Origin of the sequence: Runella aurantiaca (assembly GCF_003339505.1) — a bacterium.
Lineage (GTDB): Bacteria > Bacteroidota > Bacteroidia > Cytophagales > Spirosomataceae > Runella > Runella aurantiaca.
This window is the reverse complement of sequence record NZ_QPIW01000007.1, coordinates 1-16,571: the sequence shown is the minus strand read 5'-3', so window position 1 is coordinate 16,571 and position 16,571 is coordinate 1. Positions and strand designations below refer to the sequence as shown.

Sequence of the window (16,571 nt, the reverse complement as noted above, 5' to 3'; positions counted from 1 at the left end):
TCAATCTCAGTGGTTAGTTAATTGTTCAGTCTATTTTACGATGATGAATATGCGCCATTTTTATCTTTTGCTTGTACTTTTATTGATACTTATCAATTGCAAAACGAGTAATAACATCGCATACAATCTTGCGTCAAAGGACCTGCCAACTACTGAAAAGGGCCTAGATCATGCGGGTTTTATTGCCGATTTTGACGATAAAGCCTTTGTGCGGGGCGAACGCATCTACAATGCTACCTGCATCAATTGTCATGGAAATGAAGAAAACGAAGGTTCAATTCCGATGTCATTAAAATTTTGGTCAGAGCCATTCAAAGCGGGGGGCGATGCCTATTCGATGTATCAAACTGTGACCAAAGGGTACGGTTCTATGCCGCCGCAAGTAGCACTAACTCCACAGGAGAAATACGACGTGATTCACTATATTCAACAAGAATTTGTTTCAAAAAACAAAGCCGTAAGCCTTCCGAAAGTAACGCCCGAATATCTTTCTTCTCTCCCCAAAGGCAAATCAAGAGGCCCCGCATCAAGGCCTTATCAGCCTTGGGCCGACATGGATTACGGTAATTTTTTGATAAACACCTACGAATTGGCCGACGAAAAAACGGGTATCCCACGGTTTCATTCGCCAGGACCATCGCCTTTCAAAGATGAAGATTACTCAAAAAACAATTTTGCGTACAAAGGTATCGCAGTTCGCTTAGACAAAGGTGCAGGGGGCGTTTCTAAAGGAAAAGCTTGGATGATTTTTGACCATGACCTCATGCGAATAGCGGGTGCCTACACGGGCGAAGGATTTATTGATTGGAACGCTATCTTGTTAAATGATAAACACGAAACCTACCCCCGCACCATCGGAAAACTGCATTTTGAAACTCCGGTAAGCCCAGGCTGGGCTAATCCTACAACGGGAAAATTTGACGACCCAAGGTTTGTAGCTCGGGATGGAAGGGCTTTTGGGCCGTTGCCTAAATCTTGGGCAAACTACAAAGGGCTTTATCATTACGAAGACCAAATCATCGTTTCATACACCGTAGGTGAATCGGCCATTTTAGAGAAATTTGGGGTTATCGAACCCTCCATTTTTACAAGAACGCTCAATATCTCACCCTCCAATTCAATGTTGAAAATGCGCGTGGCGACGGCTTCCGCCAAGGTGAGTTTACGGGGCAAAGGAGCTACGCTGGTAGAAGAAAATGGACAGATTTTTATGAATGTCAATGCCAAAGAAGCAGTTAAAGTCACGTTGGCCATTAGCGAAAAAGGTTCTAGTTTTTCTGAAAAGGATTTGCCAGAGCCAGAATCATTGACAAAATACACCTTGGGTACTGGCCGTGCGCATTATCCCGAAGTGCTCAAAACCTTTACTACCAGAGGAAAAGAGGACGGCCCGTTTGCCGTTGACCAACTCACCCCGCCTTTCGAGAATCCATGGGCTTGTCGAATGAAGTTGAGCGGGATAGACTTTTTTAAAGATGCCAATACTGCCGTGGTATGTGCTACCGACGGCGATGTATGGTTGATTAAAGGCGTGCTCAATCCTGAGGGTGCATTGACTTGGCAGCGCATTGGCTCGGGGCTTTTTCAGCCTTTGGGAATAAAAGTGGTCAATGAAAAAATATACGTCACGTGTAGGGACCAGCTCGTATTGTTGAGAGATTTGAATGGCGACATGGAAACTGATTTTTACGAAAGTTTCAATCATGATCATCAAGTTACGGATCATTTCCATGAATTTGCCATGGGTTTGCAAACCGATAAAGAAGGTAATTTTTATTATGCCAAAAGCGGACGCCACGCCCGTGAGGCACTTATTCCGCAACACGGGACTTTATTGAAAGTAAGTGCCGACGGCTCAAAAACCGACATTATTGCCACAGGTTTCAGAGCGGCAAATGGCGTTTGTATCAACCCCGATGGCAGTTTTATCGTGACCGACCAACAAGGCTATTGGAACCCAATGAACCGAATAAACTGGGTGAAAGGCGCTGGTAAGTTTTATGGCAATATGTGGGGCTATAATCCACCCAAAGACTCATCAAGGGCCGCCATGGAACAGCCTTTGGTGTGGGTAGATATGAAATACGACCGCTCGCCCTCCGAAATGGTTTGGGTAGAAAGCAACAAATGGGGTGCATTGAATGGTGGACTTTTGAGCCTTTCGTATGGCTACGGCAAGATTCAATATGTTTTAAACGAAACCGTAAATGGGCAAGAACAAGGCGCGGTGATTGATTTGCCCGGCATTAAATTCCTGACGGGGGTGATGCGTGGTAGGTTTAATCCAACCGATGGTCAACTGTATGCTTGCGGTATGTCGGCATGGGGAACCAACCAGATGATGCGTGGGGGAGGGCTATACAGAATACGCTATACAGGTAAGACCATGCCTGTACCCATTAAAATGAAAGTCCTTGAAAAAAGTATAGTGCTTGATTTTGATACTCAAATAGACCAAAATTCTGCGTCTGATTTGTCTAATTTTGAAGTAAAAACTTGGCAATTATTACGTAGTAAAAAATATGGCTCTGAACGTCATAACCCAAAAACATTGAAAGTAAGCAAATCGCAGTCAAAAGATAAAAGCCTGATTTTGAGCATCGAAAACTTAGAAAAAGTGGACGTAATCACCGTCGATTATAAAATTAAGAATACCAAAGGCGAGCCTCTAAACGGATCTATTCAAGGCACGATTCACCAACTTGGGAATTAGAGAAATGTAGAGCAGTGAAATAAAATGAATTGAAAATATGTACAGAGTAGTTTGGTTAATACTTATATGTTGTGCAGTACAAGTGCCTCTTTTTGCCCAAAAAACACAAGCCCTTTGGCTCGATGATTTACCCATCAAATCTTTTTCGGAAGGCATACCAGCGGTCTTGCCCAAAACGACAGCAGCGGGAGATTCGATGCTCATCAACGGTAGGTATTTCAACCGTGGAGTAGGGGTGAATGCTACGAGTATTTTGGCTTTTTATCTGAACGGAAAAGCGACCGAATTTTCGGCGTTGGTGGGCGTTGACGACAAAGGCAACAAAGATTTGCCCCATACCTTTTATGTGGTGGCAGACCGTAAAGTGTTGTTTGACAGCGGAGAAATGCGGTTGGGCGATGCCCCCAAACCCGTAAATGTTAAGTTGGATGGCGTACAGCGGCTGGGCCTACTGGTGAAAGTCAATGACGAGGGACGAACCAAGGTCTATTCAAATTGGGCTGATGCCCAATTGGTGATGTTGGATAAACACCTTCCCAAAAACATTCCAAATACCGATGAACGCTATATTTTGACCCCTCCAACGGCAAAATATCCCAAAATTAACTCCGCCAAAGTGTTCGGCGCTACGCCCAACAACCCTTTTTTGTACACCATCGCCGCCACAGGCGACCGCCCCATGAGCTTCTCGGCCAAAGGCTTGCCGAAAGGCCTTTCATTGGACGAAAAAACGGGTATTATTACTGGGAAAGTGCTGAAAAAAGGGACTTATACCGCAACGTTGAAGGCCAAAAATGCCCTCGGTGAAGCCACCAAAGAACTAAAAATAAAGATTGGCGATACGATTGCCCTCACGCCTCCGATTGGCTGGAACGGCTGGAATTCTTGGGCTAGAAACATCGACCAACAAAAAGTAATTGCCTCCGCCGAGGCCATGGTGAAAATGGGACTGAACCAACACGGTTGGACTTACATCAACATTGACGATGCTTGGCAGGGCAAACGCGGCGGGAAATTTAACGCCATTCAGCCAAATGATAAGTTTCCAAAATTTACCGAAATGGTGGATTACATTCATGGTTTGGGCCTAAAAGTTGGCGTTTATTCTACCCCCATGATTACGAGTTATGCGGGTTATATCGGTGGCTCTTCCGATTTTGAAAATGGCCAAATTACTGACTCTATCGTCGCCAATAAACGTGCTTTTCGCTACGTGGGTAAATACCGTTTTGAAGCCAATGACGCCAAACAATTTGCAGAATGGGGCATTGATTACCTCAAATACGATTGGCGAATCGAAGTTCCATCAGCGGAGCGGATGTCGGTGGCTTTGAAGCAATCGGGGCGTGATATTTTGTACAGTATTTCCAATTCTGCCCCCTTTGCCCACGTCAAAGATTGGGTAAGGCTGACCAACAGCTACCGTACGGGGCCTGATATTCGCGACAGTTGGAACAGCCTCTTTGTGTCGGCGTTTACGTTAGATAAGTGGGCACCCTACGGCGGTCCCGGACATTGGAACGACCCCGACATGATGATTGTGGGTAATGTCACCACGGGCACGCAACTACACCCCACCCGCCTTACGCCCGACGAACAATACAGCCACGTGAGTTTATTCAGCCTTTTGGCCACCCCATTGCTGATAGGTTGTCCTATTGAACAGCTCGATGCCTTCACGCTGAATTTGTTGACCAACGATGAAGTCATTGAAATTGACCAGGACCCACTGGGCAAGTCGGCTCGGCTTGTTTGGAACAAAGATGGTATTCAAATATGGCTCAAGCCGTTGGAAGACGGCTCGTATGCGGTGGGTTTGTTTAACGTTGGTGATTTTGGCAAAACGCCCGAATCTTACTTCCGTTGGGGTGATGAAACATCGAAATCGTTTACCTTTGATTTTGCAAAAGTGGGCCTGAAAGGCAAGTTTATGCTGCGCGATGTTTGGCGGCAAAAAGACTTGGGTATCTTTAACGGTTCATTTATAACTGACATTCGGCATCATGGTGTGGTGATGTTGCGGATGTATTCTAAGTGAGAGGGTAAATAGACATTTCCCGTTGCAGTGTCTCGCCTGCAAATTAAAGAACTGATAAAATTTTTGCTCATTTTTATGAGACATGAAACTCAATTAAATAAACGAAGCTATAAGGAATTTAGCGACAACATTAGAACACGGATGTTTCAGCGCGGATTTTGCCGCACAGACGGCTCCGCACAACGGCGAACCGTGAAAATCCGTGTTTTCAAAGAAATCCGCGTCATCCGTGTGACTTTTTTTGAAGTCAGTCAAGTTATTAATAATTTCGTCGATAAAAGAGTTTTCCTAAACATTTTGCTTTTCATTCTATTTATGGTGAAGGGAGAAATGCTGATTGCTCAAAAACCCGAAATGTATTACGGAGATTTGGATATTCCCACCAGACCGTATGCTAAGGACCCTTACGTGATTTTTTTCAGGGAAAGTACTGGATGTATTATTCGGTGCCAGGCGAGCAGTTCAAAGAATGGTACATTGGTATTGCTTCCAGCAATGATTTGGTGCATTGGGATAAAAAAGGGAACATCAAAGGCCAAAAAGGAACTGTAGAAGAAAAAGGCATTTGTGCACCGGGAGCATTGGTAAAAGACGGGGTTTTGCATTTGTTTTATCAAACCTATGGAAATGGTAAACTGGACGCTATCTGTCACGCCTCATCTACCAATGGCATTGATTTTGAACGAGATGCCACAAACCCCATTTTCAGACCGAAAATAAGCGATTGGAGTTGTGGAAGGGCGATTGATGCAGAAGTGATTGCTTACAAAAACAACTATTTTCTGTACTACGCTACCAGAGACCCTGATTACAAAATTCAGCAACAAGGCGTAGCCGTGGCACCCATTACGGCCAATTTTGACCGCAACAGTTGGACCGAAGTGCCCAACATGCCCATGTTGAAACCCGAATTGGCCTGGGAGAAAAAATGCATTGAAGCGGCATCCTGTATTCAAAATGGCAAATATTTGTACATGTTTTATGCGGGAGCTTACAACAACGAACCTCAGCAAATCGGCGTTGCCCGCAGTAGGGATGGCATTCACTGGAAACGTTTATCAGAAGAGCCTTTCCTAAAAAACGGCGAGGTAGGCGCATGGAATGAAAGTGAAAGCGGGCATCCCAACATTTTTAAAGCCCAAGATGGCCGATATTATCTGTTTTTTCAGGGCAATAATGACAAAGGAAAAACGTGGTATTTGTCTAAAGTAGAAATCGGTTGGAATAAAAAAGGACCTTATTTGAAGAAGTAAAACCAGCAGTTGAGCAATAATGAAAACCCCAAGATTCACCATTAACACCCTTAAATTTAAGATTACATTTTGTTTAATCTTTACGCTTTCCATCTTCATGGTAAGCTTCAGAATTCTCCCCTCTGATGTACCCAAAATTTCGCTCGATGGCTACAAAGTGGAAGATGGATTTGAACTGAAAGTTATTTCCTCCGAACCATTTTTAAAAGCGCCCGTGAGCATGGACTTTGACAACAAAGGCCGAATGTGGGTGGTAGAAATGATTGGCTATATGCCCAATCTCGAAGGCATTGGCGAAGAAGTGCCCAACGGTAGAATCACCATTTTAGAAGACTGGAATAAAGACGGTGTGACCGACCATTCCAAAGTCTTTTTGGATAAACTCGTTTTGCCCCGTGGACTGGCTCACGTGTACGGTGGACTTCTGTACGTTGATGGCCCCAAACTGTGGTTTGTAGAAATTAAAAACGATAAACCCGGCAAAAAAACCTTGGTTGACCCTGTATATGCCGAAGGCGGCAACGTGGAGCACTCTTCCAACGGATTGATGATGAACATTGACAATTGGATTTACAACGCCAATTACAATTTTAGGTACCAGCTTAAAAATGGGAAATGGATCAAAGAACCGACGTCGTATCGGGGGCAGTGGGGGATAACCAAAGATAATTTTGGACGGCTTTATTATAACAACAACAGCACCCAATTGCAGGGTGACTATGTGTTGCCCAACAAAGCGATTCGGAACCGGTACTTTAAACCTTCAACAGCTGAAAATCAACGGCTGACTAATAATAGGGTATTCCCAATTCAACAAACGTCGGTCAATCGGGGGTATCAAAAAGGAGTTTTGGACGAAAAAGGACTACTGAAAGATGTGACTGCTGCCTGTGGGCCGTTGGTGTATCGGGGAGGGGCTTTTCCTGCGTCGTATAACCAAAATGCTTTTGTGTGCGTGCCCGAGGTCAACCTCATCAAACGAAATATTCTGACGTTTAAAAACACCCAAACTACCGCCACCCAAGCCATTGAGGGGAAAGAGTTTCTTACTTCTACCGACGAAGGTTTCCGTCCCGTCAATTTGTTTAACGGACCCGACGGCGCCATCTATGTGGTCGATATGCACCGGGGTATTATTCAGCACAAGGCGTATATTTCGCAATACCTGACCGAGCAGCTTGCCGCTAAGAAATTGGACACTTTACAGAATGCAGGGCGTATTTTGAAAATAACGAGCAAAGCCGTCAAAACCCACCCAATCCCAGATTTGACAAAGGCTTCTACAAAAGAGTTGGTGGCATTACTCAGCCATTCAAATGGTTGGATAAGAGACCGTTCACAGCAGATTTTGATTCAAAAGAAAGACCTTATAGTGGTCAAAGAGTTGATTAATTTAACTAAAAACAGCAATGAATTTGCAACGGCCATTCACGCGCTATATGTACTTGAAGGCTTAAATGCGCTTTCGTTTACCACTTTGAGCGATGTGGTTAATCAATCAAAACAGCCCGAAACCATCGCCCATGCTTTAGGACTTTTGGAGCGTTTTGCTTCCATGCCCAATGTTGCCAAAATGAAAACTACCTGCACCCAGCTATTGGCGCAAAACAATGAAGTGATAGACCTCTATTTATCTATGTCGTTGAATGCTTGGCTCAAATTGTCTGAGGCAACCTTCTTACCCATTCTCACCGAAATTGACAAAAAATACGCGGCTCAAAAAATCTATCAGGAGGCGATTGTCAGCAGTCTGGAAGGGAGAGAAGAAAATTACCTCAATGCCATGAATCCCAATGCATTACTTAGAAGTAGCTTGACTGTAGCCCTCAATAACCGGCAGAAAAAGGAAATGAACCCCATTTTTGTCAAAGAAAAAAATACAGTAGACAACCGAACCAAAGGCCTACAACTGTACCGAACCATCTGCGCTACCTGTCATGGGGCGGATGGCAAGGGAATTCAGGATTTAGCCCCGCCGCTCAAGGGTTCCGAATACATCGACGGCTCAATGCGCCGCTTGGCCGCCATTATTTTACACGGTGTCAGCGGGCCGATTCAGGTCAATGGAAAACTCTACCAATTGAACAACGAAATGCCGGCACTTATTAATAACAAAGAAATTAGCGATCAGGACATTACTGACATTATTCGATTTACCCAAAATGCGTTTGCGAAAGAAGGAAAAGGCATTTCTGTGGATGACGTTAAAAAAATGAGAGAGAGAAAGCCAGACGGAAATGGTATTTTTAATGAAAAACAACTGTTAGAAACTGATTTTGAAAAGTAATTAAGATAAAAAATGCTTTTGTTTTTTGCCATTCGAAAAAGTGACTAGAAATTAATTGGGGGGCTTTTCTAAGGTGTTTTTAGCGAAAAGAAAGTGATAAAACTGGAAATAGGAGAAGCCTGAGTCTTTTATCCTGTAATTTTGGCTTCAAAAACGGTATTGGGGCCACTTTGCCAAAAGCCGCCCGTGGCGGGAGAGGTGATGGTGATTGACTTGCCTGCGGTGTAAGATATATTTCCGGAAGTATACTGAATCGTACCCGTTGTTGTTATTGTTTCCGAGGCTTGATAAGGCCCTGGGTGGGCGGTATGGACGGCAAGCGTTTGGGGACATGGCAACTGCGTTGGCAGGATTGTAATCAGGGCACTTCCACCCGCAGTGCTGGCCCCGCATTGTGTATTGCTTATCTGTGTAATCGTGTAGGTTGTCGTTGTTGTGGGAGAAACCGTAATCGTAAAAGGGTTATTCATACTGTTTGTAAACTGCTGACCGGTAGAAAGGGTAAGCTGATAGGGAAGGGCTCTGGCGGCCAATGATACACTTAGATTGGCCGACTGACCTGCATATATACTTGCAATTCCCGAAAGATTCACCTGCACTTTGGGGTTGATAGTCACTACAACGGGTCCAGATTCATTGCTGCACCCGTTCTGTGAAATTTCCACCCAGTAATTCTCCGTTTGGGCCGCAGCCAACGTTTGAGAAGTCTAGTTGGGCAGTGTCCTGGCATTGTTTTTCCACGCATAGGTGTAGCCTTCGCTGGTAGTGGCAGTTAATGAGACCTTCGCTGGCGCACAAACCTCCGAAATCCTACGGGTAAAAAAGCCCTGTTCAATTCGGCAAATTTGGCATTGAGGGCAAAGAGGTCCACCCCGCCGCTGCCGTCATCATTGCGATTAATGTGCACCTTTACAGGGACATAGTTGACGGTTACGGCACCGGCCCAGGTGTTTTTACCTTTTAGGCGCTTATGGATGAATTTGCCAAAGAAAAGTTCATCCGCATCCGTAGCAGAGGGAGTGCCGCAGTTTTGTCCAAATAGGGTGATACTGCCTGAAAAAAACAAGAAAGCCAAAGGAAATGTTTTTTCATTAGTTTACACCCGGATGATTTGCTCCTTTTTCTTTTAGTATTTTAAAAATGTCTTCTATCGAAGCCTCAAGGTTTTTATGCTGATTTTGAAGCGTTTTTACCTGCTCAGACAATTCTTTGATGGCTTCCACCAAAACGGGAGTTAATTGGATATAATTGATGGATTTGTACCCCTGTGCATCAGTATCGACCATTTCAGGAAATATTTTTTCTATTTCCTGCGCGATAAATCCGGTTTGTTTTTTGTCCGTAAAATGCCGGTCGGGAAATTCATTTTTCCGCCACAGATAGGTCACTCCCTGAATGCCAGTGAGCCGGGTCAGGGCATTTTGCAGGGGAGCGATGTCTTTTTTGAAACGGCGATCAGAAGTAAGGACAACGCCCGCTGCTCTTACGCTGCCGGTGGCATTGATATCGCCGCCTACTTTGAGTTTCCAGGTCGGATTGGCGGCCAGGGCACCAATGGGCATATTAATTCCTACAACATCATTGGCAAAATCACCTCCTATGAGTGGCGTGGTAGTGCCAGAGTTTTCGATATAAAGTCGATTGGAGCCGGTCTCGGAAGCGCCTGCCTGATAACCGATGGCAACGTTGTTGAACCCTGTCTTGCAGTTTGCCAAAGAAAAACCTCCAACGGCGACATTGTTTTCCGGATAATTGGAGGGACTTACTCCTCCGAAAGGAGTGCTGCCCATTGCCCCTGCACCAATACAAATGTTGTATCCTCCCCCGTAGAGATTCATGCCGGCACCAGTGCCGATGCCAATATTCTGCCAACCCTCAAATTCTTCCCCTAAGGCCCTGAAACCTAAAGCTGTATTGCCGTTTCCGACCGCATTCTTTGACAAAGCCTCTGCGCCGACAGCAGTATTTTCGACATTATTGGTAAGTTTCAGGGCATTGTACCCCACCGCCGTATTGTCTGAATTGCCGTTTACTTTATTCAGAGAGCTATAGCCGACGGCGGTATTTCGCTGACCTGTCGTATTCAATTCAAGAACTTTCTCTCCAATGGCGGTATTATACAGCCCAGTATTGATGGGACGATAACTTCTAAGTCCATCAGGTGTAATGGTAATACTTGCAGTATTATCCTGAATGGTCATGTTGGTTTGCCCCCAACTCAAAGCAGGAAATAAAAGGAATAACGGAAATAGCTTTCTCATAGATGAATAATTATAAAGTTTTTAACTGTTTAAGGACTTTTCTCACTTTTGGGGTTCGGCGTCTTGAGCAGGTGTGCCATTGGCCATTGCGGAGCCTGATGGCATAACCGTCGTTTTTACAGCTTTCAGTGATGTAGGACAAATGGGTAATGATGCTCTTGTTGATACGGATAAAGCCATGCTTGGCAAAGGGTAATTCAAAAAGTCCAATGGTTTTGGAAGTAATAAGGCGGGTGCCGTCTGCTAAATAAGCGAAGGTATAATTGCGGGCACTTTCTAAAAATACGATTTCTGAAATATGGACCGGACGTTTGCCATCAGGGGTCTGTATCATCAGATTTGGTAAACCAAGGTTGGAAAGCGGAAGCAAGTGAGTATTCATGGTGCTTAATTAGTAGTAACTGATGCACTTTTAGCCCAATCTTTGGCATTGATTGATGCATCAAACATATAGGAATACACTAACCCACTAAAACCATACTGAGTAAGTGTGGGCAGTGAGTGAGTAAGTGTGAAGAAAAAGGCAGGAAGTGCGTTTAGGCGAAGCGAGCCAAAAAGTCATGCTTTTTACGAAAAGAAACCTCCACTGTAGAGCCGTCAGACATTTCCAAATAGCCGCCTTTGCCTTTAAAGTAGCGGCGAATATGTTTGAGATTTACAATATGGGAATGGTGTACCCGGCAAAATAAATCTTCTGACAACATCTCCTCAATATCATTGAGGGTACGAGAAACCAGAAATTTACGGTTATTGGTTAACGTCAGATGGGTATAATTGCTGTCGCTGCGGCAGGCGATCACTTCTTCGTCATGAATAAAAATCAGCCCGTCAAGGGTGGGCAAGGCCATGATGTATTGGTCGCGGGGTGCTCCGTTTATATAGCTGTTCAAAATCATATTCTGCCCTTCCAGATGTTTTTTAACGGTACCTAATGGGGGTAGCTTTTTTACAGCGGCTACCAAATCATCAATATCAAGAGGTTTGAGCAGGTAATCCAGCGCGGAGCGTTTGAGGGCTCTTAGGGCGTAATGCTCGTAGGCAGTTACAAAAATAACGCTGAATGAAAGATGGAGCAGCTGGTCCAGCACTTTGAAGCCTGAGCCGTCGGGCAGTTCAATATCTAAAAATACCACATCCGGCTGGAGGGAACTGATAATTATTACGGCCGTTTCCAAGGTATCGGCAACACCGACGATTTTAACCTGCGGACAATATTTTCCTAGCATGATCTCTAGTAATTTACGACTCCGATCTTCGTCTTCAACAATGACGGCTCGGTATACTTCACGTGGGTCAGGCAAGGCAGTATTCACAGGTTAACCGGTATATAACTTCATCAACACACGCGTCCCCCGCAATGGAGGATTGAGGTGCTTCTTATCAAAGACGTCGATACTGTGGCTTTCGTCACTCAACTGATTGATTAATTTTATTCTTTTTTTAACGATGTCCAAACCTTGTGAAGTATGTTCTTTTGTAAGGGTCGTTTTGGCACTTTGGGAAAACTCCAAACCTACACCGTTGTCGTCGATTGTGCAGTATAAATACTTCTCTGCAAACTCAAAATCTATTTTAAGAAGCCCCTCTTCCCGCATCCGTCCCAGTTGCCCGTGTCTGATGGCGTTTTCAACAAAAGGCTGCAACAAAAGAGAAGGAACTTCTATTTCATTGGCTTTCACACTTGGATGGATGTTCACCTCAACCCTGAAGGGTTGGAGATACCGTAATTGTTCTAATTTGATATACAGCCTCAAGAAGTCGATTTCATCGGTTAAACAGACACTGCTGTGTTTAGTAAAATCCAATGATTTACGAATCAACTTGGCAAATTGTGAAAGATACCGATGGGCCTGTTCAGATTCATTGTTGAGCAGAAACTCCTGAATGGCATTGAGGCAATTAAAAATAAAATGAGGGTTCATCTGGGCCCGAAACGCCTGTTTTTCCAACTCATTAAATTCTTCATTGAATGCCCTTGCTTTACGCTCCCGGCGATAATAATACATAAACAAAACGGTCAGTAGAGCAAAACAAAAAGAAGTAATAAGGGAGCCCTGTATGATGGGATTGAGATACCAAGGCATCATAACTTTGAAATTTAAGGATGTTTTTCCTAAGAGTAACCCTCGTTCTTTCGAAATAGCTTCCAGCTCGAACCGATAGCTGCCTGGCAGTAACTTTGTGAAGACAGCAGTATGCTCATCGGTGTTACTCCATTGACTATAAGACGAAGAAGAACCGAACATATTCCCCGAGAGTCTGAAACGATAGCGTACATTGCCAGCCCACTGACGGCTGATGGCATAAAAGTTAAACCTAATTTCTTCTTTGCTTTCTATGGATAAATGTGGCGTGACAAGAGTGAGGTGGCCATCTGCCCAAACGTTGGTAATGTGTACGAGAATCGGCAGTTTAGCGCTGCTCGAAATGTCTTTTAGAAAAGTGACTCCACCCGTTGTCGCTACCCAGATAGAGTCATTTTTTACAAACACATCATTCACTACATTGGTAGCCAATCCGTTGCTCACGTTATAAACCGTGATTTGCCATTTTTTTTGTAGGACATTTTCGATGCGTATTTTGTTCAGTCCATTGATCGTGCTTGCCCACAGCGTTTTATCGTTGCTTACAAAGAAGGACTGCACAAAATTATTGGATAAACCTTCTTCGACGGAAAGGCTGTAAAGCTGCCGGTTCCTGTAGAAAAAAATACCCGCAACGGTGGTCCCGATCACCAAGCTGCCGTCTGGCAGAGTAGCTAACGCAGTTATTCTGTATTTGAAGTTTTGCAAAGCCGGCGGCAGTATATCCGGTATTTGCGGCTTGACAACGTTATTTTTCAGGGTAGAATCTATTTTGCGGTGACTGAATGTCATCAACCCATTGGTTTGTCCTATCCAAAGGCGTTTTTCAAACGGATCGTAAGCAATGGCCGTAGTACGCTCCAAATTTATTTTTCTTTTATCGGAATGATTGGATAATAAATAATGGTATTTGGATGTGGTAAAAGGAGGCTTTATTTCACATTCTGCCAATTGATTTTCAGTGGAGATATAAGCGCCATGATGCGTGGCCAGAAAAATCAATGAATCAGAGAAGGCAATGTCTTTGATATTTCCGTTGATAAAGTACGATTTAAATGTTCGACCATTGTAGTGGTAAAGGATATTTTCATACGACATCCAAGCAGCCTTCGGTCTGATACGGATATTTTTGACACGCGATGTAAGGGGTTTTACACTATACGACTTTTCAAAGTCAATGCTTTTGCGCGGAATATTATCTACCACAATCTCAATATTTCCTCGGTTGAGACCGATCAATAACTCCCGGTCAAGTTTTCCAACGCTCAAAGGCTCGGTATTGTAGATGCCGATGTTGGAAATTTGGTAAGCTGCTTGGGGAGACATACAATAAAGCCCATCGTTGTAGGTGGCGATCCAGATGTTTCCTTCATTGTCGGGAGCAGTGTAAGTAATGCTTCGCCCCGGCAATTCGTTGGAGACATACGAAAGTTTATCCCCTTCCATTTTAAACAAAAACAATCCCCGATCAGAAGTGCCGACACATACTGTTTTGGAGTGCAAATTGACAAAAATAGTGTTTTTATAAGGCAGTTCTGGCACTTGAATGGTGTTGATTTTCCCTGCATTATAAAAACAAATGGCAGAGTTTGAAGGGTAAATGTATTGAAGGGAATCTACATGATAGATGATTCGGGGACGGTTGCGGCTGAAACTTTCAGGCAATGAAAAAAGAGATTTTCTACTGAATAACTCTAAACAATGATAGCCGTCATTGACAAATACTTCATGGGGAGACAAAATGTTTACAATGGTTTTATACGAATATGCTTTCCCTTTGATTACAGTTAGTATTCGGGAAGAGAGATGGAAGCGAAAGATATCAGCCGCTTGTTTAACAATCCATACATGGCCGAAGTCATCTTCATAAATTTGTTGTACAGATTGGAAAGACGTACCGAAAAAATCTTTTCCGTTTTGAAATGTATAGCCGTCGTAAAGCAAAACATCACCTGAGAAAGGAATAAACCAGATTCTGCCCTGTTTACCGATATAGATATCGATAAATTCAACATCGTTTACTAACCCTTTGAGAGAAAAAGTTTCGAAGTGGTGACCGTCAAATCTACAAATACCGTTGCTGGTGGCTAGCCATAAAAAGCCGCGTTCATCTTTCACTACTTTGTAAACCGTGTTGCTGGGAAGGCCGTCGGCAGTGGTGTAATGCGGAAAATAGCGTTTCTGTCCGTATGCGGCCTCGACAACACTCAAAAAGATTGTCCAAAAAATGATTTGTCTTATCATTGAAAAAATCATGATTCAGCGGATGGAATAATGGGTAGACTCCTAAAAGGTAGTTTGGGTTACATATTTCAAAATGTAAATTTCAGTACCTGTTCATTAATAACCTTGATAATCACTCATCACAGCCTTTCAGGAAATGCCTTTTGGGAAATGTCGGTGAATAGCGCCTAACACAAGTATAAACTTTTGGTTAGGCTGCTTTTGGGAGAGTATCTATATTCAATCTCAATTTTCAGATGAAAGAAGAAAACTCAACCCCCATCAACCGTAGAGACTTTGTCGCCAAAGCTGCCACTGCTTTGGCAGGAATAATGATTGTTCCACGTCACGTTTTAGGAGGAACTCGCCCCGACGGAACGAAGTATGTTGCGCCAAGTGATATTATTTCGCTGGGTTTTATCGGTACGGGAAAGCAGGGTCGTGGACTGACAAATTCGTTTTTGAGCACCAATGAAGCCCGGATTGTGGCCATGAGCGAAGTGTACAAAGCCAAAGCCCAATTGACGATTGACCGAATTAAAACATTCTACGAAAAAAATCCGCAGTCGGGCACTTATTCTGAGATTCCTGTCTACAATGATTTCCGTGAATTGCTGGCTCGAAAAGATGTAGATGCAGTTGTGATTGCTACTCCTGACCACTGGCATGCGGCCATGGCCGTACGTGCAGCCGAAGCAGGAAAAGATATTTATTGCGAAAAACCGCTGGCATTGACCGTAAAAGAAGGTCGGGCTATGGTCAATGCCGCTCGCAAATACAACCGTGTGTTTCAGACGGGGAGTATGCAGCGTTCGTGGCCAGAGTTTCGTCAGGCTGCCGAATTGATTCGGAATGGTTACATCGGCGAAGTTAAAAGCATTAAGGTAAATGTTGGTCCGCCGCCCAAACCCTATGATTTGCCCGCCGAAACCATTCCTGAAGGATTGGATTGGAGTGCATGGTTGGGGCCCAATGCGGCAGTTCCTTTCAATTCAGAATTGGCCCCCCCCACGTCAAAAGACGTATTTCCCAATTGGCGGAATTACAAAGAATTCGGCGGCGGCATGGTGACCGATTGGGGGGCTCACATGTTTGACATTGTACAATGGGCACTTGACATGGACAACAGCGGCCCCGTAGAAGTGATTGCCCCCGATGGCAAAGAGCATCCTTTTCTGACCTATCGCTATGAAAATGGCATCGTGATGACCCACGAAAAATGGGACTGGAACAACGCGATTCTCTTTACGGGAACGGAAGGTGAACTTCGGGTACAACGTAAAAAAATAGAAACTACGCCTGCCTCATTGGCTACGCGGGTAATCGCAGAAACTGAAAAACACGTGTATAAGAGCGAAAATCACTATAAAGATTTCTTTGATGCAATGCGTAAACGGAGCAAACCCATCTGTGACGTGGAAATTGGCCACCGGACGGCGTCGGTTTGCAACATCGGAAATATTGCCTACCAACTCAATCGACCGCTGCAATGGAATCCAAAGAAAGAATCGTTTAAAAATGATAAAGAAGCCAATGCTTTGCTTGGACGTTCGATGAACGACGTTTGGGGCATTAAGATTTAATCAGGCTTCCCTTGGAAATTACTTTGGACTTTGTTTTTCTTTAAAAACCCCAGCTAACTATTGCTGGGGTTTTTAACTTTTGATTAACTTACCACAGAATAATACAACATTTACAAATTTTTCATCTAT

Annotated in this window: 11 protein-coding genes; 5 read left to right on the top strand and 6 right to left on the bottom strand. The window is 44.0% G+C overall.

Annotation, left to right across the window (positions count from 1 at the left end; translation table 11 throughout):
* The first annotated feature begins 40 nt into the window (after positions 1–40).
* The 4 genes from DVG78_RS10470 to DVG78_RS10455 all read left to right on the top strand — a co-directional run bounded on the left by DVG78_RS10470 (position 41) and on the right by DVG78_RS10455 (position 8,291).
* Positions 41–2,713, top strand: a complete 2,673-nt coding sequence (locus DVG78_RS10470) for a DUF6797 domain-containing protein (protein WP_229598189.1) — start codon at positions 41–43, stop codon at positions 2,711–2,713.
* 37 nt (positions 2,714–2,750) lie between these two features.
* Complete coding sequence (locus DVG78_RS10465) at positions 2,751–4,751, top strand: NPCBM/NEW2 domain-containing protein (RefSeq protein ID WP_114461038.1); 2,001 nt, start codon at positions 2,751–2,753, stop codon at positions 4,749–4,751.
* 434 nt (positions 4,752–5,185) lie between these two features.
* Positions 5,186–6,004, top strand: coding sequence for a family 43 glycosylhydrolase (locus DVG78_RS10460; protein WP_229598188.1), 819 nt, complete (start codon positions 5,186–5,188; stop codon positions 6,002–6,004).
* A 97-nt stretch (positions 6,005–6,101) separates the two neighbouring features.
* On the top strand, positions 6,102–8,291 hold the full coding sequence (locus tag DVG78_RS10455) for a DUF7133 domain-containing protein (RefSeq protein WP_229598187.1): 2,190 nt from the start codon (positions 6,102–6,104) through the stop codon (positions 8,289–8,291).
* A gap of 128 nt (positions 8,292–8,419) precedes the next feature.
* On the opposite strand, the gene DVG78_RS10450 is transcribed toward DVG78_RS10455, so the two are convergent.
* The 6 genes from DVG78_RS10450 to DVG78_RS10425 all read right to left on the bottom strand — a co-directional run bounded on the left by DVG78_RS10450 (position 8,420) and on the right by DVG78_RS10425 (position 14,880).
* Positions 8,420–8,956 (bottom strand): hypothetical protein, encoded by a 537-nt coding sequence (locus tag DVG78_RS10450; protein ID WP_147277042.1) that lies wholly within the window; start codon positions 8,954–8,956, stop codon positions 8,420–8,422.
* Between the two features lie 107 nt (positions 8,957–9,063).
* Positions 9,064–9,366, bottom strand: coding sequence for a hypothetical protein (locus tag DVG78_RS10445; protein WP_147277041.1), 303 nt, complete (start codon positions 9,364–9,366; stop codon positions 9,064–9,066).
* 16 nt (positions 9,367–9,382) lie between these two features.
* On the bottom strand, positions 9,383–10,552 hold the full coding sequence (locus tag DVG78_RS10440) for a tail fiber domain-containing protein (RefSeq protein WP_114461034.1): 1,170 nt from the start codon (positions 10,550–10,552) through the stop codon (positions 9,383–9,385).
* Between the two features lie 10 nt (positions 10,553–10,562).
* Entirely contained in the window at positions 10,563–10,934 is a 372-nt protein-coding gene (locus DVG78_RS10435; protein ID WP_114461033.1) for a LytR/AlgR family response regulator transcription factor, read from the bottom strand.
* A gap of 154 nt (positions 10,935–11,088) precedes the next feature.
* Positions 11,089–11,865 carry a LytR/AlgR family response regulator transcription factor gene (locus tag DVG78_RS10430; RefSeq protein ID WP_114461032.1) on the bottom strand — a complete coding sequence of 259 codons (777 nt, stop codon included), beginning with the start codon at positions 11,863–11,865 and terminating at the stop codon, positions 11,089–11,091.
* Between the two features lie 3 nt (positions 11,866–11,868).
* Entirely contained in the window at positions 11,869–14,880 is a 3,012-nt protein-coding gene (locus DVG78_RS10425) for a sensor histidine kinase (RefSeq protein ID WP_158550001.1), read from the bottom strand.
* A 236-nt stretch (positions 14,881–15,116) separates the two neighbouring features.
* Here DVG78_RS10425 and DVG78_RS10420 point away from each other — a divergent pair, with 236 nt between their 5' ends.
* Positions 15,117–16,442, top strand: a complete 1,326-nt coding sequence (locus tag DVG78_RS10420; RefSeq protein ID WP_114461030.1) for a Gfo/Idh/MocA family protein — start codon at positions 15,117–15,119, stop codon at positions 16,440–16,442.
* Positions 16,443–16,571: the final 129 nt, after the last annotated feature.